This window comes from Catalinimonas alkaloidigena (assembly GCF_029504655.1).
In the GTDB taxonomy this organism is placed as follows: domain Bacteria; phylum Bacteroidota; class Bacteroidia; order Cytophagales; family Cyclobacteriaceae; genus Catalinimonas; species Catalinimonas alkaloidigena.
This window is the reverse complement of sequence record NZ_JAQFIL010000001.1, coordinates 836,886-863,486: the sequence shown is the minus strand read 5'-3', so window position 1 is coordinate 863,486 and position 26,601 is coordinate 836,886. Positions and strand designations below refer to the sequence as shown.

Annotated in this window: 22 protein-coding genes; 19 read left to right on the top strand and 3 right to left on the bottom strand. The window is 44.2% G+C overall.

The window, feature by feature from the left end; all coding sequences use genetic code 11:
- Positions 1–61: 61 nt before the first annotated feature.
- Positions 62–1,183, top strand: a complete 1,122-nt coding sequence (locus OKW21_RS03575) for an ISAs1 family transposase (RefSeq protein WP_277477362.1) — start codon at positions 62–64, stop codon at positions 1,181–1,183.
- 159 nt (positions 1,184–1,342) lie between these two features.
- A complete protein-coding gene (locus OKW21_RS03570; RefSeq protein WP_277477360.1) occupies positions 1,343–2,392 on the top strand; it encodes a zinc-binding metallopeptidase family protein in 1,050 nt (349 codons plus the stop codon).
- A gap of 29 nt (positions 2,393–2,421) precedes the next feature.
- Here the strand turns inward: OKW21_RS03570 and OKW21_RS03565 are convergent, their stop codons facing one another.
- Positions 2,422–4,611, bottom strand: coding sequence for an acylase (locus OKW21_RS03565; protein WP_277477357.1), 2,190 nt, complete (start codon positions 4,609–4,611; stop codon positions 2,422–2,424).
- A 476-nt stretch (positions 4,612–5,087) separates the two neighbouring features.
- Here OKW21_RS03565 and OKW21_RS03560 point away from each other — a divergent pair, with 476 nt between their 5' ends.
- The 10 genes from OKW21_RS03560 to OKW21_RS03515 all read left to right on the top strand — a co-directional run bounded on the left by OKW21_RS03560 (position 5,088) and on the right by OKW21_RS03515 (position 16,094).
- Entirely contained in the window at positions 5,088–8,354 is a 3,267-nt protein-coding gene (locus tag OKW21_RS03560; protein ID WP_277477354.1) for a CHAT domain-containing protein, read from the top strand.
- A gap of 129 nt (positions 8,355–8,483) precedes the next feature.
- Positions 8,484–9,671, top strand: coding sequence for a hypothetical protein (locus tag OKW21_RS03555; protein WP_277477352.1), 1,188 nt, complete (start codon positions 8,484–8,486; stop codon positions 9,669–9,671).
- A gap of 149 nt (positions 9,672–9,820) precedes the next feature.
- Complete coding sequence (locus OKW21_RS03550) at positions 9,821–10,693, top strand: hypothetical protein (protein ID WP_277477350.1); 873 nt, start codon at positions 9,821–9,823, stop codon at positions 10,691–10,693.
- Positions 10,694–10,837: 144 nt separating this feature from the next.
- A complete protein-coding gene (locus tag OKW21_RS03545; protein ID WP_277477348.1) occupies positions 10,838–11,047 on the top strand; it encodes a hypothetical protein in 210 nt (69 codons plus the stop codon).
- Between the two features lie 39 nt (positions 11,048–11,086).
- Positions 11,087–11,623, top strand: a complete 537-nt coding sequence (locus OKW21_RS03540; protein ID WP_277477347.1) for a papain-like cysteine protease family protein — start codon at positions 11,087–11,089, stop codon at positions 11,621–11,623.
- Positions 11,624–11,751: 128 nt separating this feature from the next.
- Positions 11,752–12,981, top strand: coding sequence for a hypothetical protein (locus tag OKW21_RS03535; protein ID WP_277477345.1), 1,230 nt, complete (start codon positions 11,752–11,754; stop codon positions 12,979–12,981).
- 212 nt (positions 12,982–13,193) lie between these two features.
- Positions 13,194–13,583 (top strand): hypothetical protein, encoded by a 390-nt coding sequence (locus OKW21_RS03530; protein WP_277477342.1) that lies wholly within the window; start codon positions 13,194–13,196, stop codon positions 13,581–13,583.
- 83 nt (positions 13,584–13,666) lie between these two features.
- Entirely contained in the window at positions 13,667–14,242 is a 576-nt protein-coding gene (locus OKW21_RS03525; RefSeq protein WP_277477340.1) for an RNA polymerase sigma factor, read from the top strand.
- Positions 14,243–14,252: 10 nt separating this feature from the next.
- On the top strand, positions 14,253–14,990 hold the full coding sequence (locus OKW21_RS03520) for a tetratricopeptide repeat protein (RefSeq protein WP_277477338.1): 738 nt from the start codon (positions 14,253–14,255) through the stop codon (positions 14,988–14,990).
- 393 nt (positions 14,991–15,383) lie between these two features.
- Positions 15,384–16,094 (top strand): hypothetical protein, encoded by a 711-nt coding sequence (locus OKW21_RS03515; protein ID WP_277477336.1) that lies wholly within the window; start codon positions 15,384–15,386, stop codon positions 16,092–16,094.
- Between the two features lie 52 nt (positions 16,095–16,146).
- On the opposite strand, the gene OKW21_RS03510 is transcribed toward OKW21_RS03515, so the two are convergent.
- The gene (locus OKW21_RS03510; protein WP_277477334.1) at positions 16,147–17,169 is read right to left on the bottom strand and encodes an alpha/beta hydrolase; all 1,023 of its coding nucleotides are present in this window, start codon (positions 17,167–17,169) and stop codon (positions 16,147–16,149) included.
- Positions 17,170–17,413: 244 nt separating this feature from the next.
- On the opposite strand from OKW21_RS03510, the gene OKW21_RS03505 reads away from it, so the two are divergent.
- The 4 genes from OKW21_RS03505 to OKW21_RS03490 all read left to right on the top strand — a co-directional run bounded on the left by OKW21_RS03505 (position 17,414) and on the right by OKW21_RS03490 (position 22,047).
- On the top strand, positions 17,414–19,834 hold the full coding sequence (locus OKW21_RS03505; protein WP_277477332.1) for a TonB-dependent receptor: 2,421 nt from the start codon (positions 17,414–17,416) through the stop codon (positions 19,832–19,834).
- A gap of 18 nt (positions 19,835–19,852) precedes the next feature.
- Complete coding sequence (locus OKW21_RS03500; RefSeq protein WP_277477331.1) at positions 19,853–21,181, top strand: hypothetical protein; 1,329 nt, start codon at positions 19,853–19,855, stop codon at positions 21,179–21,181.
- 97 nt (positions 21,182–21,278) lie between these two features.
- The gene (locus tag OKW21_RS03495) at positions 21,279–21,671 is read left to right on the top strand and encodes a PepSY-associated TM helix domain-containing protein (protein WP_277477329.1); all 393 of its coding nucleotides are present in this window, start codon (positions 21,279–21,281) and stop codon (positions 21,669–21,671) included.
- A gap of 166 nt (positions 21,672–21,837) precedes the next feature.
- Complete coding sequence (locus OKW21_RS03490) at positions 21,838–22,047, top strand: hypothetical protein (protein WP_277477327.1); 210 nt, start codon at positions 21,838–21,840, stop codon at positions 22,045–22,047.
- A gap of 147 nt (positions 22,048–22,194) precedes the next feature.
- Here the strand turns inward: OKW21_RS03490 and OKW21_RS03485 are convergent, their stop codons facing one another.
- A complete protein-coding gene (locus tag OKW21_RS03485; protein WP_277477325.1) occupies positions 22,195–23,574 on the bottom strand; it encodes a hypothetical protein in 1,380 nt (459 codons plus the stop codon).
- Positions 23,575–23,925: 351 nt separating this feature from the next.
- On the opposite strand from OKW21_RS03485, the gene OKW21_RS03480 reads away from it, so the two are divergent.
- The 3 genes from OKW21_RS03480 (at position 23,926) to OKW21_RS03470 (ending at position 26,564) form a co-directional block, all read left to right on the top strand.
- On the top strand, positions 23,926–25,374 hold the full coding sequence (locus tag OKW21_RS03480; protein ID WP_277477323.1) for an MltF family protein: 1,449 nt from the start codon (positions 23,926–23,928) through the stop codon (positions 25,372–25,374).
- Between the two features lie 164 nt (positions 25,375–25,538).
- Positions 25,539–26,078 (top strand): hypothetical protein, encoded by a 540-nt coding sequence (locus tag OKW21_RS03475; protein ID WP_277477322.1) that lies wholly within the window; start codon positions 25,539–25,541, stop codon positions 26,076–26,078.
- A 165-nt stretch (positions 26,079–26,243) separates the two neighbouring features.
- Positions 26,244–26,564 (top strand): EthD family reductase, encoded by a 321-nt coding sequence (locus OKW21_RS03470; RefSeq protein ID WP_277477321.1) that lies wholly within the window; start codon positions 26,244–26,246, stop codon positions 26,562–26,564.
- Positions 26,565–26,601: the final 37 nt, after the last annotated feature.

Sequence of the window (26,601 nt, the reverse complement as noted above, 5' to 3'; positions counted from 1 at the left end):
AACATCAGGTTAAACGCATTTAAACGTATGTAAAAAAAGAGGAGAGAGCTAACTTTGCCAGATGAATTGGCAAAAGGTTTTTGGAAGCGTTCCTGATTTTAGGATAAATCGGCGCAAGAAGCATAATCTGGTAGATATTTTAGTCATAGCCTTATGTGCGATAGTAAGTGGAGCAGATGATTTTGAAGAGATAGAAGCCTATGGTAAACGAAAGGAGGTATTCTTGAGAGGATTTTTAGAGCTACCGAATGGTATTCCCTCTCATGACACTTTTAATCGCGTGTTCAAATATATGGACAAATCAGCTTTTGGAGGTTGCCTGTATCGTTGGTCTAAGGAGTTATTAGGGTTTATCAAAAGTAGTATTGTCCAAATCAACGTGGATGGTAAGGTGCTTTGCGGTACAGCAAAGTCAGGCTTTAAGAAGAGCGGCATTTGTATATTAAGTGCCTGGGTAGCCGAACACCACTTGATATTAGGTCAGGAAAAAGTAGATGCTAAAAGCAATGAAAAGACCGCTATTCCTGAATTGTTGAAGTCTTTGGATTTGGAAGGCTCCTTAGTGAGCAGTGATGCAGCCGGTTGCCAGCTCAAGAATGCAGACGGTTCGCCGTGCGATTTAATTATAGAGAAAGGAGGAGACTATTTGATAGCTATCAAGAAAGATCATAAGCATATGTATGAGCAGATTACAGACTGGATGAGTAAAAGAAAAAAGCATATGTGCTTTGATGAGTGGATAGATTTTGGTAGTGGCCGCATTGAGAAGAGAGTCTGTTATGTGGAAACCCAGCTTGCATTACTAGATGATTTATCAGAATGGAAACATTTAAAGTCAATCATAATGGTGGAAGCAAACCGGGAAAAGGGTGGAAAAATTACCTATGAAAACCGCTTCTATTTAAGCAGTTTAGAGGTTACTGCTAAAGAGTTTAATAAACTCATTAGAAATCATTGGAGCATTGAAAATCATCTGCATTGGAAACTTGATGTTGTATTCCGAGAAGATATGAGTAGAACTAAAACAGGCAATGCTGCTGAGAATATGACAACCGCTCGGAAGTTAGCTCTGCAACTGCTCAATCAAGTTCAAGATAAGGAAAGCGTGAAGAACAGAAGAAAGACAGCAGGTTGGGATGATAATTATCTGCTAAACATTCTTAAAAACTTGACTAAAAATTAAATGCGTTTAACCTGTATTAACATGAAAATTAAGGTTTACTCAGCATCATTATAATGAGCATTTGCCCACTTAAAAATATTTACAGGAAATATCAAACTTAATCTGATATTTACCGCTTATATTCAGTATTTACATTATAGGCCTTCAATTTTTAGCCATATGAAATTATTCACCTGTAAGCAATGTGGGCAGTTGTTGTATTTTGAAAATACTCGCTGCGAAAGCTGTGGAAGCACACTTGGTTTTTTGGCAGAGGACATGGAGCTGTACACGCTACCTGCTCAGCCTGGCAATACCTTTAGCCTGCCCAGAAAGTCTGAGCAGTACCGTTACTGTGAGAATGCGCAGCATCAGGCTTGCAACTGGTTAATTCCTGTTAAGCAAGAAGATCCTTTTTGCGAAGCATGCCAATTGAATCATACAATACCTAATTTACAGGAAGCAAACCATATGCAGCTTTGGCAAAAGATGGAATTAGCAAAACACCGGCTGATCTACACTTTGTTATGCTTACACCTTCCGCTTATAAGCAAAACCCAACAGTCTGAAACCGGCTTAGCCTTTGACTTCAAAGCAGATCGGCAAGAAGCAGTGCTTACCGGACATGACCAAGGGTTAATCACACTCAACATTGCCGAAGCTGATGACGCTGAGCGTGCCAAAAGGCGTGAGGAGATGGGAGAGCCTTACCGTACCCTGCTCGGACATTTCAGGCACGAGGTCGGACATTACTATTGGGACAGGCTCATTGCCAACTCTAACTTTCTTTCTTCATTTCGCAGTTTATTTGGCGATGAGCGCCAGGATTATAGCGAAGCACTCAAAAGGCATTATCAACAAGGGCCTCCCTCAAACTGGAAGGAGAATTTTATCAGCGAATATGCTACTGCCCACCCCTGGGAAGACTGGGCAGAGACCTGGGCTCATTACCTCCATCTCTTAGACACACTGGAAACTGCCTACGCTTTCGGCTTACAGGTTTCTCCCCAGGCGGCCGAACAAGATGATAGTATGGATGCCAATATGGATATCAATCCCTACACACTGACAAACTTTGACGATATCATCAATTTATGGTTGCCACTCACTTTTGCGATGAACAGCATCAATCGAAGCATGGGACAAGCGGATATGTACCCTTTTGTGATACCGCCTCCTGTGATTGAAAAGCTGCGCTTTGTACATCAGGTATGTCATGCGCAGAAATAAACGTCTGAATACCTTCCGGGGCGAAGAAGCTATTCCTTTATTTGTCCCGGATAATAGGTCTTCGCAGCCCTGGCCTCTACATCTTCGCGGTAATAAGCGACATCTTTGAACTCAGCATCCACATACATATCTACCTGATCGTCAAAGTGCGGGGAGTTGGGGTCGCCACTTTGCCCTCCCGCCAGCAGGCTCTTGGCTTTTACTTTATCGCCAAACTCTACCACGGCCACGAAGCTGTTGCCTGAAGTTCCGTACATCCGCTTGGTGCCCGGATAAGTACGTGCGCCAAATGAGGCTAAAGCACCCCAGCGGGAAGAAGCCATGGGTACACCTACACTGGGTTTATCATCGTCAAAAGGCTGCTGAATATCACCGTTCAACCGCTGATAACGGTTGATCTCCCGCCATTCGGTTTGCCACTGCCCAAAGTCATCTTCCAGATTTTGCCTGGCTTCAGCAAAGATTTGTAAACGCTCCTTATAAGGAGACCCTTCTCCGTAATAGGCAACCCTTTCAATATAATTCAAACCTTCAGGTGCGGTAGACGCCTTCAGATAGTGCTGCCCATAGTAGACAGCCAATGACATGGCTACTGAATTTCCAGAAACGGTATAATCCCAATTTCTGAGTGTATCAATCGCTGCACTTAGCTCAGGCATATCCTGCCCTGCCCCATCATAAGCTTCCAGCAGGCCGGGAATCAACATCTCAAAAGCAGTCAGATAAGGATCATAAGCGACCTTAATGAGTTTATCCAGCGTAACATCTTTTTGGCCTGTCAAAACCCTTACCGCCTGTATGCCTCGGAAATTTTCATCATCAGGAGCCAGGTAAGCAGGAAAGTCTTCCCGCCTGGGGCTGAACTCTGCTGCGGCGGTGAAAGGCGTGGAATTACAGTTCTGTATCCAGCCATTCTGTGGATTCAGTAGGGTAAGCTGCTCGCTGAGCGGATGAGGTTCCTGCCAGTCGGTAGCCGGGTTGCTGCCGTCCACTGGCTGAGCATAGTTGAAGCTGGTGTCTCTTTTAGGCACAAAATTTCCATGATAGTAAGCGATGTTTCCTTCAGCATCAGCATAGACCGTATTGTTTGAAGAGTTGGTACTGATGGCCATCATCTCATGAAAAGAGTCATAGCCAGTAGTTTTGGTGCGGGTGTAGGATTGTGTAAACGCCTCTATGGGTTTCCACATGATGCTGGTCGCTACCCAATGCTCGTCCTGCTTCCTGACGATTGGGCCATGGTGTGTGCGGTACATCGGGAAAGTCCTGCTTTTTACCTCTTCTCCATCTTTATAAAAAAGGCTTACTTCCGATACTTCTACCGGCCTCATTTCATCTCCATACTTATACATGAGCTGCCCATCTTCTTCCACTACAGTTTCCAGAAACTCATCTATACAGTCTGTGCGGGTAGAAGTATGCATCCAGCCAGTCTTTTCGTTGAAGCCCTGATAGACAAAAAACTGCCCCCAGGTAACGGCACCGTAAGCATTCAGTCCTTCTTCACTGACCATATGCGTCTCACCTCTGAAGAAAAATGAGGTATGCGGGTTAATCAGCAACATGGCATTTCCCGACTTAGTGAGTTCCGGAGAAATTGCAAAACCATTGGAACCCTGGGGTTCTTCAAAAGGATCGGGATGTACCAGCCCATCTCCAAATTCATTCAGGGCCAGCGATTGGTTTTCTTCATAGAATGCCTGAAGCCTTCTGGTAGAGATTCTTTCAATATCTCCTCCGATGGAACCTTCGCTGAAGTACATAGGCATCCAGGGTTCAAAGCGGGTGATCAGTCTGGGCTGCACTTCAGGATGGGTATGCAGATAGTAATTGGCACCATCCGCAAAGGCATCACAAAGTTTTTTGAGCCAGTCAGGACTAGCTTCGTAGTAGGCCTTGGCTTCGGCTTCGGTCATGTAAAGCCGGGCACGCAGATCATTAAAAAGTGCTTCCTCCCCTTCCACTTCTGCCAGTCGTCCGATAGCCGTAATATAATTCATCTCTACCCTATTGAAGTCATCTTCGCACTGAGCGTAAATCATTCCAAAAACCGCGTCCGCATCCGTCTTGCCATAGATATGAGGTACACCAAAATCATCGCGTATGATGCTAATATTCTCAGCCTGAGCCTTCCAGGCTTTTATTCTTGATTCTTCCTGATTTTGTTTACACGATATTACAAAAGCAATAAATAGCAGCAGAAAACAATAGCTTTTCATAGTTGGGCAGTTAGTAAGCCGGTAAGATAATTCAAAGCAGGTTTAGGTACAAATGAATAGATTGCTTGAGGAATTTATGTGTTTTTTCTATTTCTCTGTTGAGCATTATTATTTGACATTCTCGGCAAAGAGTTTTGTAAAGCCAGGTCTTTCGCCATGATCTTCCTTTGTGTAGATGGTCTCTTAGGCATAGTCAAGCACGATGCAATACCTTTTGAGCAAAGCGTTGCCGATTGTACCATTCCTGTCACTGACCTTCCTCAAGACTGCCTTATAAATATGATGCTCAGGAAAAAAAGTATAGACATCCCTGAATTCCCGCCCTACTATTTTCTTCTCATTAAACTCCAGCACACTTTTCAGGATCGGACTTGATAATCAGGTTTTAGTTTTTTTAGCTAATAATAATCTGCCTTTATCCTGAACGTTCAGCTGTAAACTATTGCGAATATAGCTTCAATTTAGTTTCTTAGGATGTGAAACAATGCCATCAAAACCATAGCAGGCTATTTTGGGTGCTGACCTTCCTTTTCTTACTGGCCAACAGTCATTGTTTTGCACAAAACGTTTCACGCGAGTATGCCGATAATTTGTACCAGCAGGGAAGCTATGCCGAGGCCGCTGAAGCCTATCATCAACTGGCTACATATCAACAATCTGAAGAACAAAATGACAGCTTAGTTTTTTACCAATACTGGGAGGCAAAGTGCTACATTCAGCAGTATGCATATGATGAGGGAAGAAGCATACTGGAAGGTATTTTGTCTGCCTCAGCACTCACCCTTAACCCTTCATTGCTGAGCAAGGTATACCATGAGATTGGCTACACCTATATGGGCGAAGGGGATCTGGAGCAGGCCATGGAATACTCCCGCAAAAGTATAGACACAGAACTCGGAAGAGCAGCCACAGACTCTTTCCAGCTGGCAAAGTACTATGAACTGAAAGGCTTTATGTCTATGCAGGCCGGAGCTTATGGAGAAGCGGAAAAGTGGGTGAAGCATGCGCATCAGTTGAGAAAAAATGTGCTGGACCCGGTAGATAAGGAACTGGGTTACAGCGCCAATACACTTTACATCATTCTCTCGGCCCTGGGAAAGCTGGAGGAGGCAGAGGCAGCCATCGCTGAAGCCTGGACCATCCTCCAACACCACCTCCCGGAAGAACATCCCCATATTGCAGTACTCGCCAATAACTATAGCACCCATTTACTGGATATGGGTGATCCTCAGCAGGCCAAAACCTTTTTGCTGAAAGCCATCGTTTCCAACCGAAAAGGAGAAAGATATCTGCCCCTGGCACAAAACTATGTCAACCTGGGGCTTTTGTACCTCAACCTCAACGAAAGCAAAACGGCGGAATCGTACTACCTGCAAGCCTGGGAAATCGCGGATACCCTCATCAGCTATCCCGATTATCAGCGTGCCAACATCAGGGATGCACTGGGAGCAGCCTATTATCAGCAGGAACAATATGTAAAAGCAGATTCTATGTTTTCGGCGGCTTTGGCAGAAAAAAGAGACTTATACAAGACTGAGACCGCTGAAATCGCGCAAAGCTTTTTTAACCTGGGGCTTATCGCAGAGGAAAGAAAGGACTGGCAGCAGGCTAAAAGCTATTTTGCACAGTCGGAGCAAATACGGGCAGAGACAGTAGGGGCTGATCATCCTAAACGGGCAGATGCGCTTTATGAATTAGGCAGCATCGCCTGGGAGCTTGATCAACAGGCACAAGCTATCTCCTACTGGAAAAAAGCCTTCAACATCTATCATCAGAAATTTGGGCTTACTCACCACCACGCTCAGGAAAACCTGCTTCAGTTGGCCATCGCTTACGAGCAGCTTCAGATGCAGGATAGCTTACGAAATTATCTGCATATGGCCTGGGGAGGCGCTTCCGGCATGAATGCGCCTATTACTGATTTTAAGCAGTTGGATACCCTACAAATCCGTGTGTACAGTCCTAAAGTGCTGGACCTGGTTAATTTTCACCTGGGCTTGTTTCTGGCGCAGGGCCATAACATTAAGAAAGAAGACCTGCATATTGCCAGCAATATTTTTACTGCGGTGCAGCATTGGCTGCCTACTTTTCAATCCCTCTACAATGATGCATCTCTGTATGAATCGGTATCCGACCAGTTACAGACCCTTTACCGGCAGAGTGCGGTCCTGGCCCACCGGGCTTTAGCGTATGAGCAGGGTGATCAGGAGGTATGGGAGAACTTATTGCTCAACTGCATACAGGCCAGCCGGGGCGCTACGATACAGCTGGCTTTCAAAGATCGACAGGCGATAAGCTTTGCCGGGGTTCCCGATTCCCTGGTAGCCCGGAGCCAGGTCTTAAAGGAGCAGCTCCGCTTTTCTCTGCTGCGCCAGCAGGACAGTGAGAATAATGAAGAGGCTGCCGAAATCGCTATACAACAACAGTCCATCCTTCAATCCTGGCAGGAACTTCAACAACAGCTGAAGCAGGATTACCCTCAGTATTATGAAGCCCGCTATGCCATTCAGCCTCCGACGAAAAAGGAAATACAGGCTCGTTTAGCTGAACAAAAGTATACTGCGCTTGCCTATTTTGATCTGGACTCTGCCCTACTGACTGTGCAAATAGAGCCCAGGCAACTGAAAACCAGCTGGCTCAATATGCCTGCCGGCTGGCAGGATTCTCTGCAGCAGTATCAGCAGCTTTACCGGCAAGAGGGGAAAGCAAAGCAAAAGGCTGCATTAGGATATTTCCTCTACCAACAACTTTGGCAGCCACTGGACATTCCTGCTGATGCTCCGGTTAAAATTCTGGCTGACGGGCCTTTGCATTATCTAAACTTTGAGACGCTACTCACGCATCAAACAGCAGAAGAAAGTCCGATGGCAGCCTGGCCCTGGCTCCTCAGAGACTACTGCGTGTATTACGGCCATAGCTTAGCAGGCTCAAATACTGTCAGGGGTAGTGCCGGGAAGGGCGTTTTAGGCATAGCACCGGGCTTCTCTCAGGACCTCAAAAATAACTATCTGGATCAACTGCCGCAGCATCAGCAAGCTGACTCTACCTTTTTGAGCTGGCTCCGTACCCCCTGGTCCCTGGCATTTGCCAGGCAATTACAGGAAGAAGGATGGGGCACTTCCCTCACTGAGCAGTCGGCTACCGAAACGCTTTTACTCACTCAGGCAAATGAGGCCAGCGTATTGCATTTTGGTACCCACGCCCGCCTTCAGAATGAGTCTCCACTCTACAGTTTTCTGGCACTCACCCCACAACCTCAGCAAGAGCAGGATGGCTATCTGTATGCGTACGAATTGTACAGTAAGCCACTAAATGTCCAACTGGCAGTACTTACCGCTTGCGAAACAGGCCTGGGGAAGTACCGCCGTGGAGAAGGGGTGTTATCGCTCGCTCACGCCTTCCGCTACGCCGGATGTCCTACTGTGATCTACAGTCTGTGGAGCATAGACGATCAGCAGTCCAACCAAATTGCAGAGGGTTTTTACAGGCATCTTCATGACAATATGACGGCAGCAGAAGCGCTAAGGGCTGCCAAGCTCTCTTTTTTAGAAAAAGCAGAAGGCAGTTTACAATCTCCTTACTACTGGGGTGGACTGGTGCTTACCGGTGACAATACTGAAATCCATTTGAACTCCACCCAATATGCAGGCTGGAGCATAGGACTGGGCCTGGGCATTTTCATCATAATCGCTCTCTTTTTTATCAGACACCTACAAAAGCGCAAGGCATCGCTTAAGCGCTAGTTTTTATACTGCTTACTCTACATATAAAGATTGAGTAAAATATTTTTTATCTTTTCTAAGAAAAACATGATGACCTTGATATGACCGGCTCTATAGATAAGTAAACAAACTATTTAAATCCTCAACACTATGAAATCTTTTAAAGAACTATCCAGCACCCGCAAAATACTTATCATCGCCAGCGGTATACTCGCCGGAGGCTTTTTTATGTTAGACGATCAGGACGAGAGCTACGCTGAAAATGGCGGCTATGTCTATGAGCCTGGTCAGTATTCAAACGACGGACAAGCCACTGCGGCTACCGCCAACCAAATCACCTCTAACCCTTCCTCTGAAGGCGGAAAGATCGTACTGTACGACAAAGGTTTGCAAATGCCTATAGGCACATATACCATTCCCGAAGACTGGAAACTAAGCCAGGACATCGCCGTAGATCCTAATACCAATGAATCTGCCAGATATCATGTAGAAATAAGCGGCCCTCAGGGAGAGTTGATCCGCTCTTTGGGTACTACCAAATTTGGAGCGATGTCAGGCATAAGCTTTGAGCAGGGACTGCAGAGAGCCCTTTCAGGCTTACAGCTTGAGCAGTTGCGCGTGGGCAATCTGGAGCAGGATCCAAAGGCTCAGCAAACACTCATGAAACTCGGAGTGTATCAGCGACTCGTAAACAGCGGTACTCAGATTCAGTGCCTGAAAGCTCCGGTATCCGGCTACTACAATGGTCAGCGTTATGAAGGCTTCGTTCAAATCAATAAAGTAGGCTCACAAGCAGGTTCTCTGACAGTAAGCGGCTCAATCGCTCCTGCCGGTAAGCTGGCATCTCTGACCAAAGTAAAGACTATGATTGATGAGAGCTATAGCCTGAACCCTGCTTACGAGCAGCGCAGAGAACAAATCCAACAGACCGTTATGCAACGCTTCAACAACTTCCACAATCAGCAAATGGCTAACTCAAGTGCTGCCCATCAGCAGAGAATGGCAAACAACCAGGCAGCTTTTGATGCAAGCCAAAGAAATATTAGTGAAATGAATCAATTAAGAGATGATAGCTATAATAGCTTTATGGATGGCATGAGAAATAGTGGTTCATACAACACAAATGGCTACAGCAGTCAGGATGCTTTCATTGACCAAATCCATGAGCGTAGTACTTTCAACGACCCCTGGTCTGGTCAGGAGATGCATATGGATGGACAATATGACTACAATTACACCAATGGCCTGGGAGACTACTACCGCACAAATGATCCTAGCTTTGACCAGAACTCACTCCAGGGTGACTGGCAGCAGATAGAACCTGAATACCCTTATTAATCTTACGCTTAACCTATCTCCCCTAAGCCTGTGGACATTGTACCACGGGCTTTTTTTTAGGGGTATTTTCAGTAAAAAACCTTTCGCGTATGATGACCTTAGTGCTTCGGTTTCTATAAATGGGTAGAACTCCTAAACGAAATTATGCTATGAAGTCCTTCACTTATTTTCTACTCATTGCGGAAGTCATATTGGCCATCTGCTTCGGTTTAATGTTCATCGGCTATCCTATCATGCCAGATATGAATATGCAGGATACGGAGGCAGTCAAACTTGGTAGCATTGCTTTTATGAAAGAAGACCAGGCACTCAACGACACAGTCAAAAAAGTAGCGGTCTATGATCGTGGCCTGCAAATGATCAGGGGGTCTTACCTGATACCTCACAACTGGCTGGTACAGCAGGACATTTCCACTGATCCTTACAGCGGAGGTAGTCTTAGCAATTTTTTTCTAAGTTTTAACGGCCCTGAGGGAGAAATAATCAGGAGTCACGTCTATAATGGTTATTATAAGCTTGGCAAAGCCTCGGACTTTAAAGACTTTGAAGAGGAATTACAGCCGCTCCTCAAGCAGAGTTTGAAAGGTTTTATGGATGAAATGCATCTGGAAGAGATAAGGTCCGGCAAGCCCACTGAAGCTCGTTATCTGCGTACCTATATCGATATTGACAGTACGTATCAATATCTGGAAGTCCCTTTCAAAGGGATACTGGATGGCGAAGCCTATCAGGGTCTGGTCAGGATTGTTTATCCTACTTCTAGCTATTACGATCTACGCCAAATAACACTAGGTATTGTCACTGCACCGGAGGACAAGTTGGCTGAAACTCTGAAAAAAGAGGAGCAAATCGCATTCAGCTATCAGGCTAATCCCGCCTTTGAAGAATACTGTCTTCACTTATACAAAGCTTACCAAAGGGCAATGGATAGATATATACCTGAGAGAATTGGCTGGCACCCTGATTCCAGCTATTATACAGATTATAATGATTGGAACTATATGCAAAGCAATACATACTAAACCATAGCCTCACTCTTTCACCCAAAGCCACTGTAGTTTCATACAGTGGCTTTTTTTTATGAAAAATTCCTCAGCATCTGATGACCAGCCTCAGCACTCCTCTATATATCAGTAGACAAGCTAAACTTCTTAAACTTTCACGCCATGAAACGCCAGCACATACTCATACTCTTCCTGATCGCAGTGTTAAAAGCCGTACTCGCTTTCACAAATCATACGCCCGACGTAAACAACAAGCTAGAGGACAGAGGCAGCAGCATGCACTCTGCGCTCTATACCGTTGATCCCAACAGGTTCAGAGTTTCTACGGACACCTTATTACCTCAGAAAATGAGAAAAGAGTACGCTAACTGATTCACCATAACTTAATGACAAGTAAAAAATTACAGAACGATGAAAAGTACCCAGTCATTCAAAAAAATCAGCTACCTGCTTCTTCTCTTATTTGTCTTAATCATAAGCGAGGCGCAGGCCCAGATCAGAGTACAGGAAAACACAATGTGGTGCTGGGCTGCCTGTGTGCAAAGTGTGCTCGCCCAGGCACAGGTCAATCAGACACAAACAGAAATTGTGAGCCGCCTGACCGGAAGCCCGCAGAATCGCCCTGCTCATGTCAAAGAGGTAGTGCAGCTACTACAGTCTTATCAGTTCAGAGCCTGGGAGGTGAGTTACCCGGCATCGCCCGAACAGTTGTACTCTACTTTAGCCAATGGATGGAAACTTATCGCCCTGGTCAATCCCAGTAATAATCCCAATGTAGGTCATTTCATCATCTTACAAGGACTTACACCAGAAGGACTGATACGAGTAAGCGATCCTGCTAACGGACAGACCTATGCTCAGGCACCACAGCAACTTTACAATGACTGGAAATGGAATTACTCAGTGGTGGTGGGCACACCGACCAACAACATGATGAGCTATAATTAAGTCAGGCCTGTCTTGGACAGAAACCCCACGTAAAAAAAAATTTAATTTTTTTGATGATGCCTGATGACCTCCTGACCACTGGTTCTATAGATAGATAAACAGAATAACAAAACTAAATTTACTTTACTATGAAATCCTTTAAAGAACTTTCTCGCACTATAAAAATAATCGCCATCGCTGGCATTCTGCTCGTCGGCTCTTTCTTTCTTTTTGATGATCAGGATAACAGCTATGATGCAGGTTATATTGAGAATGGAGGCTTCATCAGTGAGAGCGGACAATATCAGGACAATGCCCAGCAGCAAGTAGCCAATCCTCAGTCAAGTTTTACTGCCTCTGCCAATGATGACAGAAAAGTCGTAATTTATGATAAAGGCTTGCAAATGCCTATTTCCACTATTACTTTACCTGAGGGCTGGAAAGTGGAACAAGACATCGCTTTTGACCCTAATACAGCTCGCCCCATTAACTTCAAACTTGATATTAGCGGTCCCGGAGGAGAGTTGAGCCGGGCTTATGCCCAGCTTTTTGAGTACGGCGTACGTAATCGTAAAAGCTTTGAACAAGCCTATCAGGAAGCGCTTGGGCTAATTCTTAACAATACATTAAATCAGGCTTCAGTAGCTAACTTAGTCCCTAGCCAGGAGGGAGAGCAAAATAAAGACTTTAGAAAAATGGCCCAGAAACTGAGTGCTCAGGGTATGCGGGTAAGCGCGCTGGAAGTGGCAGTAAACGGGCAGAGAAACGGACAGGCATATAAAGGTAAAATAGCTATTGCCAAGCTTACCCAGTCCACTGTTATGGGTGAAATGGGAACATTAATGCCTATGGCGCTTATGCTTGCTCCGACAAAACATTATGAGCAGTCTGAGGCTATCATCAAAAAAATAGGAGAGAATACAGTAAGTAATCCTGCACATGAGCAGCGTATGGATCAGATCAACCAGCAGGTAATGCAGCAGATGGCGGTAGCCAACCAGCAGCGCAGTGCCAATGCCGCAGCAGCGCACCGCCAAAGAATGGCTAACAATCAGGCCGCTTTTGACGCAAGCCAAAGAAACATAAGTGAAATGAACCAGATTCGGGATGCCCAGCATAATAGCTATATGAACAGCATGAGTAATAGCGGCTCATACAGCACAAATGGCTACAGCAGTCAGGATGCATATATTGACCAAATCCATGAGCGCAGCACTTTTAATGACCCCTGGTCTGAACAGGAGAGGCATATGGATGGACAGTATGACTACAATTACACCAATGGCCTGGGAGATTACTACCGTACTGATGACCCTAGCTTTGACCAGAATTCACTCCAGGGTGACTGGCAGCAGATAGAGCCTGAATACCCTTATTAACCTTACGCTTAACCCATCTTCCCCAAGCCTGTGGACATTGTGCCGCGGGCTTTTTGCTTTCATAGCGTTGCTGATTCTACGCGATTGAAGTGGCTTTTATAGAAGCTTTCATGGGCTGGAAAGCCAGACTAAAAAAAATCTCATTTTCATGATGACCTTCCCCTCACCTACTCTATTCATTGATAGAAACAATCATTCAAACACTTAAGATTATGAAAACTTCAGAAAAAATGCTTAAAGATTATTTCTCAGGATTTAAATCCAAAAAGGTTATCCTGTGGATCGTTGTAGTCGGTGTGGTTATTGCCTATGGTATGGACGATTCTACTTCATCAGCACCGCAGCAAGCGCCTTATGCTACTCAGCAACCCTATGCTCCTGCTGCACCTCAGTCCTCTCAGAATGGACAATATGCACCGGAACGGCAGATGAATCGTAGTAATTTACCTGCTCAGCCCATGCGACAAGCACCACAGAATCAAACGGTTACTCAGGCTCCTGGAAATGCGCAGCCTGATTACAATAATGGAGGGTATCCTACCGGCACTGTACAAAACAGTAGTTCTTACCGGGGAATGGGCACGCAAAGAGCGCCATATTAGTCGTAAATCAATATTTATATGTATATTTTACAGTTTGTTTTCTCATCTTAACCTGCTGTACTGGTGAGTAACCCACTGTAAATATGACGACGAAATCTAAGCCTGCCTCCGAATATGATGACTCCAGCCTGTATCAGGGATTACTTAAAAATGACCAAAGCGCTTTTGAATACCTCTATACCCAGAATTTTCCGGCAGTGCGCCAGTTAATATTTCAGTACAGAGGCAGTGAAGACGATGCCAAAGACATCTTTCAGGAAGGAGTTATCGCACTTTGGAACAACATACGCTCCGGCACTTATCAGCTTCGTGAAGGGGTCAAGCTCAGTACTTACCTGATACAGATTTGTAAACTCCGATGGATGGACAAAATGAAGAAAGCAAGCTCCCGTTACGAAGTAAAACAGGAAGTGTATATGGAACCTGCGGAAGAGGCTGAGGTGATGGTAGAGTGGATTGACAAAGAAGAACAGTCTCAGTTCCAGCAGCAGTTTGCTCAGTTAGGAGAACGTTGCCAGAACTTACTGAAACGCTTCTACTTTTTGAAGCAAAGCCTACAGGAAATCGCTGAGGTGATGACTATTGGCGAGGCTTCAGCCAAAAATGAAAAGTACCGTTGCATGCAGCGGCTCAAAAAAATAGTGCTAACCCAGTCTTGACATAAGCATCATGGACGAAAAACTTTTTGAAAAAATGGAAGATTACATTCACGGAAGGCTCTCAGCTTCTGAAAAGGACAGCTTTGAGACTGAACTTGAAAAAGATGAAGCACTTTGGGAGGAAGTAGCACTTCACAAAAAACTCATTTCTTCTATAGAAACCGAGTCATTGCGTCAAATGCTGGATCAGATTCATGAAGCGCACTTTGAGGAGGAGACGCCTGTAGTCTCCATGCAATCAAGACGTTCTTACTTCACCTGGGCTGTGGCAGCCTCTCTGGCACTCTTTGTCCTCGCCGGATGGTGGTTTTTCAGTGTGCAACCTTCTCAACCGGCTACGCTCTATGCTTCCTATTTTGCTCCAGCCACCGGCCTACCTACTACCCTTGGCTACTCCAACAGCACGGATTTTGCTGAAGGCATGGTATCTTATAAGCTGGGAGAATATGCAGAAGCCAGAAGCTACTGGCAGCCTCTCTTGAAAGCTGCCCCCAGTAATGATACACTCAACTATTATGTGGGAATCTCCTTCCTGGCTGAAGAAGCCCCTGCCCAGGCTCTTGGCTATCTGGAGAAAGTGGCGCAAACCGAAAGTTCTGTATTTTCTAATGATGCCCATTGGTACCAGGCGCTGGCGTATCTGTTGAACGAGCAGGAAGAAGAGGCCAGAGCTATCCTCAACGAACTATCCGCGGAAGGCAGCGCCTACCGTAAGCAGAGCCTTGAGATACTGGAAGAACTGGAATAGCCACCATCCGAGCTAGTGGGCTTTATCAATCAGTTGCCCTAGCCAGCAAACAACTGACTTTCTGTGGGGCATTATCAAGTGGTAAAGTCCATCAGGCAGGAATCCCTTCGGGATGACTCTGCGTGGCCACGCCCTTTCGTGATGACTGAAAAGTTATCTTTCACTATTTTTAAAGATAGAGCCTGTGAAAAATAAGAATAACTTCTATTACGATGATTATTTTTTGATCTAATAAAAAATCATAATAATGCTATTTTTTTACCTTTTTGATGAATAAAAATCCCATTTATCAAAAAAAAGTTGCGGTATTTTTTCATATAATAAACTCATAATAAGACTATGTTGTTGGCTTTTCAGTAATGATGTGAATTGTTAATTGAAATATCTCCACGCATGTTCCAACACTTATCAGTTTTACTGTTAATAGTTTTCTCTACCTTCAATTTTGGCCAAAACGATGCGAGTACTGTTTATCATAAGCATGATGTAGCAACAAAGCAATTTGTAGAGACAAAAATTGAGGAGAGTGAAAAACAAATTTTAAAAAACAAAAAAGCACCTTCTATCATAAGAGAGGAGATTGCGGAAGTATTATCCTATTTTCCCGAACTGGCGAATACACAAATAGATTTCGTGTTCAAAGATAGGATCAATAAATCCTTTATGCAGGCTCAACCTAAATGGTATGGTTTTTTTCAATCTAAAAGTAAAAGAGATTACGTTATTAAAATTTCTCGCAACTTTCAGATGGAAGGTCATACTATTCCGATAGAAAAATTGCCCAAAGATATAATTATTGGCTGGCTGGCCCACGAACTCGGCCATATCATGGATTATCAGGATAAAAGTGCTTTTGCTCTGATGAAGTTTGGCTGGTCCTATCTCACTTCACGCGAGTATATGATAGAAGCCGAAAGGACTGCTGATGTACAAGCTATTCATTGTAATCTGGGTGAGTACCTGGTGATTAAGAAAAATTTCATTCAAAACCATACTGATATTCCTCTGGAGTACAAGGAAAGAATCAAGCAGTTTTATATGTCAGCGGAAGAAGCCATAGAACTGATGGATAATTTGCCTGATGACTTGCTGACCGCGGATTGACAATAATATACGCAAGTGGCCTGATAAGCAGGGAAACTGCCTCCGGCAGTTTCTATAAAGCTTGTGATGCAGAATCTGCCAAAACAGGCATACCTAGAACTCGGCGACAAAATAAGATGATTTCCTGCTGGGCACCCCTCCAGTTTTTTGACTTGATGGCACTGCCTATAAAGTGCGTTTCCGGCTCCCCGAGTGCAATAAGCCTAAGCAGCGAGTCGGGAGTAGAAAGCGCCTGATAAACTTCCGGGTACCGGTCTACTTCTACATGTTCATCTTCTAACAAAAAGTTTTTGTAGTAGTATAAGGTAATCATCGGACAATTAATCTTATTGAACGTCTCCGCATGCATAGTTGATGTCACTAATACCTCAAGATTGAGCAAAGCTTCAGCTGGATATATGGTGTCCCAATATTGCGCAGCAATTTCTTTTTCATGCCTGACTTTACGATGCTCTCCCAAGGCTGCTAAATGTGCAATTTCATATCCCCAGGGAGAATTCAACAGAAATGCTCCGAAGGCATCATCCCGAATATTGGGAGAAATATTGATCAGCGCAAATACTGAATCGGGATAGGTGGAAGCCAGCTTCAGTGCCAGTGTGCCTCCGGTAGAAGTACTCATAATGATTACTTTTCGTCCAATACGCTGCCCTATCGCGAGAGCCTCCTTAGCCGACTCCCAGGCGGCTTCTGCTGAAAAACTTTTTAAAGCGACTGATGGTTTTAAGCCGTGACCAGCCCAGCGAGAAAGGTAAATATTAGCATTAAAAGTATCGGCGACGCTTACATTAAGTGGATAGCCGTCACGATAGCTACCCGCAAAACCATGAAGATAGACAAAGCTATATTCGCTAAGCTGAGGTGTATTGTTATGCCAAATAATTCTGGCCTGGTTATCTTCTCGCACCGCATGCTTGGCTTCAGTGATTTTGATATACTTTTCCAAGTTGGTTAAAGAGGATGGTAATTCCGGCCATGCTTCTGAATACGTAGGGTTGGGAGGCATCGGCCCGACAAGATAAGCTATAAGCAGGACTACAATGATGAGTAGAGGAATCCAGATTCTTTTTTTCATAGTAATAGTATAGATACAATTACTAAACTCACGAAAAGAGCCAGAGTTTACGCTAAGCTTTACTCAATGCATATCCTAATGAACGGAAGCCTCTCCAATCGGATGAAAAAAGCTTATAATTTTATTTAGAGTTTATCTAAATAACTTGCTTTAATAAGATACTATTCCTAAAATTGCACACCTATTTATAATTAATCTAAATATGAATAATGGCAGTTTTTCTGCCTAAATCAGTGTGTGTCATATGTGGAGATCATCGGTCCTGACATTTATTACTGTGAGCTTTCTTTCAACCAGCTTATGCTTTTCGCAGACAGGAAAGATTTCCGGAAAACTAACTTTTGAAGATGGATCGCCCGTGACATTTGCTACGGTTTTCATTACTTCTATTAAAAAACATACCCTCTCAAGTGAGAATGGCTGGTATGAGATTGCCAATATTCCTTATGGAACTCACCAGTTGGAAGTCAGCAGTATTGAAATTAAAAAAAACGCTTACAATATAAATGTTGACAGCCACGCTGTAGATGGGGCTTTGGTTTTAGAAAGAGCAGATGCCAGCGTGCTGAACGAGGTGATTGTTGAGGGAATGACCGAAAAGAAGGAAATTGAAACCCAAGGCTTTGCTGTTAATGTGATAGAAACGAAAGCTGCATCGCTCCAGTCAGTGCAGACCAATGATTTGCTTAACCGGACTGCCGGAGTGAGGGTCCGCCAGAATGGAGGCTTAGGTTCATCAGTAGACTACAACCTCAATGGGATGTCAGGAAACTCCGTGCGGATTTTCATAGATGGCCTGCCCGTATCTACTTATGGTAGATCTTTCAGCCTGAACAGTATTCCACCAGCCCTCATAGAGCGCATTGAGGTATACAAAGGCGTACTTCCCGCGCACCTGGCTGATGATGCTTTAGGGGGGGCTATCAATGTGGTTTTAAAAAAAGAAGTTGCCAACAACCTGACAGCATCGGTTTCTTACGGCTCTTTTAATACGTTCCAAAGCAACTTTAGCGGGATGTACCGCAATGATCAGTCAGGCTTTACTGTAAAAGCGTCTGGTTTTTATAATTACTCAGACAATGATTATGAAGTGTGGGGCAAATTTGTGAGGAACATATTGCCAAACGGTCGGTATGATTATGTGCGGGCCAAAAGGTTTAACGATGCCTACCGATCTATTGGTGGTCAGCTAGCGCTTGGCTTTACCAATGTGAAGTGGGCCGATCAGTTCTTCATCAGCTACAATGGTTCTGATGATTATAATGAGATACAGCATGGCACTTATATGTCTATTCCCTACAAAGGAAGGTTTACCAAATCTCAGGCCAATGTGGCTGGTATTACCTACCGAAAAAATGATCTGTTCATTCCCGGCTTGGAGCTTACTTTTAACGGAGTCATGAGTGATAGAGATCAGGTGGTTAATGATACGGTCAAATGGAACTACAACTGGTTTGGCGAAAAGAGTGTAGGGCTGGATGGCAACCCGATCTTAAGACCCCAGGGAGCGCAGCAGGGCGCACCCACAATCAATCATATAGACAGAAATATTGCTACCTTCAGGTCAGGGCTCAATTACGTTATCAATGACCATCATAAGCTCATTTTCAGCCATGCCTTTTATAATATAGACCGGACTCAGCAGGATGAAAAGCGCAGTGCTGTAGAACGAGAGTTTATAGGCACCCGTGATTTGCAGAAGAATATTTCCTCTCTGGCCTATGAGTTTAACGCTCTTGACTCACGGCTGAAAGCCAATCTGTTTGGCAAGTTATATCAGCAAAGCATAAAGCGGATGGACCCTATATTGCTAGAGGAAAATGGAGCATCCGTGCGTGCAGAAGATAGGGTGAGCAGCAATAGAAATACTAGCGGATATGGCGTGGCTTTGTCTTATTCCGCCATGCGTCATCTGGTGATCCTTGCTTCCGCGGAGAAGGCCGTCAGAATGCCCTCTGAAAACGAAATATTCGGAAGCCCTGGTGATAATATAGTAGAGAACCTGGGGATAAATCCTGAGATCAGCAATAATGTAAACATCGGGTTTCAGGCTGGAAATTATACGATAGAAGACCATAAGCTGTCATTTTCAGGTACAGGATTCGTGCGGGATACGAGAGATAAAATTGTACAAAGGATCAATCCCAGAATTAATGATGCAGTACAGACCAATCCCTTTGAAAATTTAGGAAAAACAAAGTCCCTAGGTTTTGAAGCGGAGCTAAACTACCTGTACGATAAACGTCTGAATGTAATGCTGAATATGTCCCGCTTTAACTCGGTATTCAACATGCAATATGATACCCATGGTAATGTCTACGATAACTTCAACCAACAGCTGCCTAATGAACCTTTCTTTACCATCAACAGCGCTGTACAGTACACCTTCAAAGACCTGATAGCGAAGCACGCTAACTTAAACCTGTCTTACAACTTTGGTTTTGTTGACCGTTTTTACACCACATGGTTAGAGATTGAGGATTTCAGAACCCCTCGCCAATTCATTCATGATTTCGGTCTCAATTACATATTTCCCAACAAAAAATTTGTCGTAAGTGCCGATGTGAGGAATATTTTTGATAGTCAGGTGTATGACAATTTCGCTGTACAAAAACCAGGAAGGGCTTTTTATCTGAAACTAAACTATACACTCACAAATTTGTAAATTTTTATCATGCTTAACATGAAGAATCTGTTTATTAAATTTTGGCTATTCAGTGCGATAGCAATTGCTTTTACATTGACCAGTTGTGATGAAGACGAGCTTTCAGACCCGGTAGATACAGAAGATCCGGTGGAGGACTCACGTTGGGTGACCGTAGCGGGAGCCCTTATGGGTGATGATCCTGGAGATGGCAATGGAGGAACCATGATCTACGCTGTGAGTTACGAAGATGCCATCAACCCGGAAACAACGATCAATTTATATGACGAAGGAGAACCGGTAAAATCTAACCGTACCGCGCGTTTGCAGGTTTCACAAGATGGTGAAACATTGTTCAACATAGCGTATGCCGGAGAAAATGGCGGTGAGTTTTCCAGGTTTGATGTTCAGGGTGGTGCCAATTATGTGGAAGAAGATGTTACAGTCAGTATTGCCCAATATGCCGGAACTGCCCCCAGATGGGGAAAACTATATGATGGCGATCAAACGGGCATTGCGGTTAATATAGCGGATATTACCGCAAACAATGCTGAGACCGAAGAAACCTTTGCATACTACCGTGGAACAGCTACTGTACTTGCTTTAGACTTGCAGGATGTGCTTATCTCCGATTATAAGCAATATGAAATCCCTCTTTCAGAAGAAGAAGAGAGCGAAGGACATGCTATTTTCCGCTTAGATGCTCCGGTGTTGAATCAGGCAGAAGACAAATTGATTATAGGTACCTGGATGCGTAAGTACGACCCTGCTACAGGTGAGAGAGAAAGTGAATGGGAAAGACTCGGCACTAAGTCTGTGGTAGTAGATTACCCTTCTCTGGAGAATCCGAAGGTGATTACATCTACGGTTGCCAATGGTGACTGCTCCGGATATCGTAGTAATGTCAACTTCCTGGCTGAAGATGGAAGTATCTATCAGGCTACCCAAAGAGATACCAATGGTTCTCATATACTTAAGATCACTGCAGATAATGAGTACGACAACTCCTATGTTTTCAGTCTGGATCAGGCGCTGGGAGTTGACGATGTCTATGTGCAGACCTGGAGATATGTGAAGAATGGTGTAGGCTACATTGTTTATCGGTATGGTGAGTCTGACCAAAGCTATGTAGCCCGTGTTGACCTGAATAACCAAACTGCCGAGCGTGTAGAAGAAATACCTGATGATGCCGACCTTAGCCTTCATCAATACCAGGGCTTTCTTGTGAGTGGAGATGAATTGTTAATGGCAGTGACTCCCATAGGTAAGGATGGAAATATTTATGTTTTAAACAGTCAAACAGGAGAAGTTACTAAAGGAGCTACCCTGGCAAACAAAGCAGGAAACCACTACATCGGTGTTTTCTAAAATGTGATTTTTATTTGTTATTCAATACAGTAGGCTTTCTGCGAAGCGATTCATTTTGCTCTCCAGAAAGCCTGCTTCATTTAAATTCTTTATGTAAATGTTCAGGCTTCACCGATGGCTGATGCTGGATACCGAGATTGGTCGGCCGATTGTCAGGTGGAGCACCGTGATATTTGCGCTTCTCATTATGTGCGGGCTGGTGATCTGGTTTCCACAAAAAGCAAAATCATGGAAGCAAGGGCTTAAACTCAAATGGTATGAGAAGCGAAAGAGATTCAATCACAACTTGCATAATGCACTAGGGTTTTATACGGCTATCTTTCTGCTGATTATGGCCCTAACTGACCTTCAGGGGTCGTTTGACGGGTATCGTACAGCTCTCCGAAGTGTATTAGGGGTAAGTGAGCCAGAGAGAAAGAGAAAACGCTGGTTTCGCAAGGAATTAATGGTCTTTTTATTTGCGAAAAGAGTCATTTTCCATGCTCAGTAACAAAATGTAAAGCACAAGACATGTTAGCAGGCACGAGCCGTCCCCATCAACCCCTGACGAATAAACACCATTACAAAAACTCCCTCTCATTGATGACCTTTCTCATTGGAGCGCTATAGAAGGAATGTAGACAACATACATTCTTCAACATAAAAACACCAATGCCATGAAAGACTCATTCAAACTTCTTTTTGCCCTGGCGATATTCCTGTTAGGCCTGGTAAGCCATGCTTTCTCAGCCAGTAGCTCTGATTATGGCAGCTGTGTTAATGACTTTACAGCTTCTCAGAGTGCGACATTCACCGAAAGCTCCGTGGCTATCCGATGGGAAAATAATATAGCAGGTGCCATTCAGGAGGTCAGCAGGCCAGCGTAAACCCTCTACTTTCCAGTCATGGTAGATTTGTAACCTATGTTAGCGGGCCGACGGATACCACTGGGATTATCAGTCCGGAAATGATAAGGAAGAAAGCACCTGTGATCTTGGCGCTTTCTTTTATTATTCTAAAATATGCTAAGTATATCAGCCTATCAACAGCTCAGAATTTCCTCGCTTCAGATTGATACATACTATCAAATCATTTCCCTGATGATAGTAACTGCCTTGCTTCAAAGCCTCTCCGGACTTCACTTGCTCCAGCGTTTGTTGCTGTCCTTCATTTAGCAGGCGTAGTTTTCTTGCTTTTGAAGCACTAATTTGTATAGTAAAATGATTAGCTGAGAAGGGAGCATACAGGCTCACTTTTTTGCCATCATAGTTAATCTCAGTCAGCTCTTTGGCAGCCCAGTAGCGAGCGATTTCACTGTTCTTCATCCAGTTTAGGGTACCGTACTTCTGCTCCAGGCGACTCACTACCTCTTTAAAAATGTTGAACCCTGTTTTTTCTCCATTGTAATATATACCCGGCCAGTGACAAACCATAATGGCTGGCTCACCACTGTCCATGACTTCTACCATGCGTCCCTGGCTTAAGTCTTCCGTGATAAATTTATCTACCGAGCCAGGCGTCAGCCCATCCCAGCCACCAAACCAGTCGCCGGTACAGCCAATTACTGATACTACACACTTAGGATCATTGCCACGCAAGTCAGCCGGGTACTTGACCAGTGGCACTACGCTTTGGGTAGGCTCAGTGTAGAGATCTCTGAAATAATGCGACACATCTACATTTCCATATACCTCTCTCACCGCTGCCAGGGTAGCCTGAGCCAGATTTTCCTTGTTTTCACTGGCAAAGCCCCCAGGGGTTGTCACACCTTCGCAATCTAGTTCAGCATTTTTCAGCACATTGAGTGCATAGGCAAGATACTCTCCCAGTTCATCGGCACTCTTATCCTGGCTCCAGCCCCAGTTTTCCATATACTGTTCATCAGCATAAGGAAAGGGGCGTCCGGTTTTGATGTCTATTACTCTGGTGTGGCTGATCATCTCGGGATGAATGTCCCAGTCGGGCTGCATGGTCTCCCGCACCAGTTTCAGGCTGTCCTGAAGTTCCTGCTTTGACCAGCCCGGAATAAAGCGATCTACCCAGCCCGTACAGGCAGGGTATGGCACAATACTGTATTTGCCTTTTACCCCATGCTGCTGGCAGTAATCTCTGAACTCCCTTACAAAATCATCGGGAATCTCCTGGGGCAGCTTCTTCCAATCCTGCCGATATTGATCAGGAAACACTTCCTTGAATTGCGGAATGCCATAATAAGCCATATTCACCAAAGTAGTAGAATCGTCAATGATAAAGCTCACTGGGACCTGATCTTTAGGGTTCAATACTTTTACCTTATCAGCAAAAAGTGATTGAGCGAACAGACTTCTGTCTGCTCCTACTACGATGCCCGCTCCGGCTAGGGCAGTGTGCTTGACAAAATGTCTGCGGCCAGGATAATTAAAGTTTGAGTTCATTGATATGTGAAGCTAGGGTAATTTGATCAGTTTTATTATTTCCAGTGAAAAAATTATCCATTTCATTTACCAAAAACAAGCGTTTTGCTGCTGAAGCGAATATCCAAAGTTTCATGGCACCGAATGTGGATAGCCCCTAACCCATAGAAAGCAACCCACCACTTCAATCAAATCGCTTAAAATAGGTAGATATGATTAAGCTTTGATGCACCTACTCTTTAGACGATTATGTCGGAACAGTAAAATTTAATTGGTATAATCATATTATTTATTTGCATAAGCCTAAAATTTGAACAATACGTTTTTTTTTGTTTTATATACATAGAACATTGATAAATAAAACCATGAAACATGATTACCCGAAAATCATCAGCGCTTTTTCTGTTTGCATCACTTTTCATTTTTCTCGGACTTAACCAATGCAATGATCGGCTGGCTGATGAGATCACTTATGATCTGCCGGAGATCAAAGAAAGAGGTACGCTGATTGCGCTTACCACCTATAGCCCCACCAGTTATTTCTTATACCGTGGTAAGACCATGGGTTTTGAATACGAGCTCATGCAGCGCTTTGCGGAGTCTTTAGCGCTGGACCTGGAAATCAAAGTAGCAGAAGATATAGACGAACTTACCAATATGCTCCGCAGTGGAGAAGGCGACATCATCGCCCACAACTTAACCATCACCCCTAGCCGTCAGGAGCAAATGGCATTCACAGTGCCTTTACGTCAAGTAGAACAAAGATTGGTTCAGCAAATGCCTGAAGGTTGGAAAGACATGGAGAAGGAAGAAATAGAAGCCGTGCTGCTGAGAGACACTTCTCAACTGGCAGGCAAGAAAATATACGTCAGGAAGAATTCTTCATATTATGAGAGGCTTAAAGAACTTTCTGAAAACATCAAAGGCCAGGTTAAGGTCAGAAAAGCCAGCGGAACCAAAGAAACAGGAGCACTGATCGCTGAAGTTGCTGAAGGGCTGATTGACTACACCCTAGCTGACAACAACATCGCGGAGATTACCCAGACACTACACGAAAATGTTGATGTGCAGCTGCCTGTTTCCGAACAACAGGACATCGCCTGGGCAGTCCGTACCTCCTCCCCCGAATTGCTGGAAGAGGTGAACCAGTGGCTCAACAAAATTCAGCGGACAGCTACCTTTAATGTGATCTACAATCGCTATTTCAAGAACAAGCGTAAGTTTAGAGAACGCCATGAGTACGAATATTCCTCACTCGCCAGAACCGGAAAAATCTCTGAGTTTGACAGTCTGCTACAGCAATATGCCGATAGTCTGGGCTGGGACTGGCGTCTGCTGGCTTCTCAGGCTTTTCAGGAGTCCCGCTTCCAGATCAGAGCCAGGTCCTGGGCAGGTGCTCGCGGGCTGATGCAGGTGATGCCTCGTACCGCTCAATCTTTTGGCGTTACCAACCTCAATGATCCTGAGCAGAACCTTCAGGCGGGCATTGCCTATCTGAATCACCTGAATGAGTTCTGGAGTCATATCCCCGATGAGTCACAGAAAGTGAAGTTTATGCTGGCCTCTTACAATGCGGGCCCCTATCATGTAGAAGATGCACAAAGACTGGCAGCCAAGCTGGGCAAGGACTCACTGGTTTGGGACAATAATGTGGAAGACTGCATACTGCTCAAAGCACAAAAAGAGTATTATAGAGATGCCGTAGTCAAATATGGCTACTGTCGTGGGCTTGAACCCTACAAATATGTCAAAGAGATCACCAGTCGCTACAACCGCTACGTAGACCTGATCGCGGAACTGAATGAAGATGAGGCCGTCTAGGCCTTTTCTTTTTGTTTTATAGCCCCATTCCCGGCTTATACCTACTAAGAGAGTATCTCATTTTTACCAGTTACCAGATTACCAGCATTTGAAATAATATTTACAGCCTGTTCCTGACTTATTGGCTAGCTTTAATTCATTAGTCAATCTTAACCTCCTGTCCAATGATAAAGCTAGTATTGTTATTACTGTTAGGTGTTTTGGGAGTAGGTATCTCTTTATCTCAACCTACTGTATACATCAGTGGAAGTAAAGATTCTTTGGGCATACTTGCTCAGGTATCTCAGCACCTAAAGCATCTTGATGTTGACGAAAATGTTTTCATTCATATCGGCTTCTACAACAAAATGCCGGAGAATATGAAGGCAGTTACTTATGTGCAGAAGACCTTTCCCAATAATGGTTATCCTAACGATCAACTTATTGAAGTACGTATAGATGCTCATTTGAATAAAAAAAGGCAAAAACTTGCGCTGGCTCACGAAATGATCCATGTCAAACAGTATGTGAAAGGAGAACTGGAAGTGGTCAACAGGCATCACATAATATGGAAAGGTACTCAATACTCATATCTACACAATAAAGATCGTTTACTAGCCCCCTGGGAGCAGGAAGCCTATCGTCATGATAGAGAGCTTGTCAATATTTTTGATGAAGGCTATCCTATACAATCCCCTACTTTAGCCTCCCAAAATAATCCTTAAGCTATATTACCAGATATAAGTAAGCACTCAAGCTTATTTTGATTTTCACACCATGTAACCAAATTACCAAAGATGGTAACATATTTACCAGCTTCTTCTAAGGCTGTTGCGTAACTTTAATGCATATGAATGAGGCTTTAATTGTCAGAAAAAAACCTAATAGTCATGAGCAAAGTAGTTTTTATCATATTCAGAAAGGCTGGGTTTAGCCATGAGGACTGCATTGCAGAATTAAGGAGCGACCGTCATATCTCTATCGTAAGTAAAGTAAAAGGCTTGAACAAAGAGATACTCAACGATGTGAAGCCCAACGCCAACCCAAATGCGCCCGATGCGATAGGTGAATTGTGGTTTGATCATGATGAAGCCATGACGCTGGCGATGAGTTCGCCTGAAATGGTAGCCGCCAATGAAGATGCCAGCACTTTTCTGGACATGGAAAAAACCTATGCGGTAATGGTAGATGAGTATGATAACATGGGTTAATTTCCTCAGTTTTATTGCATCCGTAAAGTGTACAGGT